Source organism: Photobacterium minamisatsumaniensis, from assembly GCF_050336695.1.
In the GTDB taxonomy this organism is placed as follows: Bacteria; Pseudomonadota; Gammaproteobacteria; order Enterobacterales; family Vibrionaceae; genus Photobacterium; species Photobacterium minamisatsumaniensis.
On sequence record NZ_JAKJSI010000118.1, the window covers coordinates 1 to 683 of the forward strand.

Consider the following 683-nt stretch of genomic DNA (forward strand, 5'->3'; position numbering starts at 1 on the left):
AAGTTAATACGTCCTTCATCGCCTCTGACTGCCCAGGCATCCACCGTGTACGCTTAGTCACTTAACCATACAACCCCAAGAGGTTTCGTATGGCAACAACCAAGGTTCACTCTCTATAAAAGAGAATTATTTGTTTTCGCCGGACTCTTACACAAGACACTTGAATGTGTTTGTTTTGAGAACTCGTATCTCGTTCTTATTAAAAGAAGCAAGATACATTTGTAATTGAATCCTAAGATTCAATTTACTAGTCAGCTTTCCAGATTGTTAAAGAGCATGTGTTTCATTATCTCCGAAGAGATATAAGAACCACTTTCTAACAACACTCATCAGAGTGTATTTAGAAAGTGGCGTCCCATAGGGGAGTCGAACCCCTGTTACCGCCGTGAAAGGGCGGTGTCCTAGGCCTCTAGACGAATGGGACTAAGTRTTTCTTGCGAATGTTGTTRGGCAACATTCGCGCTCTCTTACATTTCGACCAAGCAATCTGTGTGGACACTGCATAAAACAGCAGGTCATATCGTTAAGGAGGTGATCCAGCCCCAGGTTCCCCTAGGGCTACCTTGTTACGACTTCACCCCAGTCATGAACCACACCGTGGTAAACGCCCTCCCCGAAAGGTTAAGCTATCTACTTCTGGTGCAGCCCACTCCCATGGTGTGACGGGCGGTGTGTACAAGGCC

At 45.8% G+C, this 683-nt stretch carries 1 tRNA gene and 1 rRNA gene; both read right to left on the bottom strand.

The window, feature by feature from the left end:
- Positions 1-348: 348 nt before the first annotated feature.
- Positions 349-424: transfer RNA gene (locus tag L4D78_RS28325), tRNA-Glu, on the bottom strand.
- Between the two features lie 100 nt (positions 425-524).
- Positions 525-683: ribosomal RNA gene (locus L4D78_RS28330) — 16S ribosomal RNA — on the bottom strand; the annotation flags it as partial.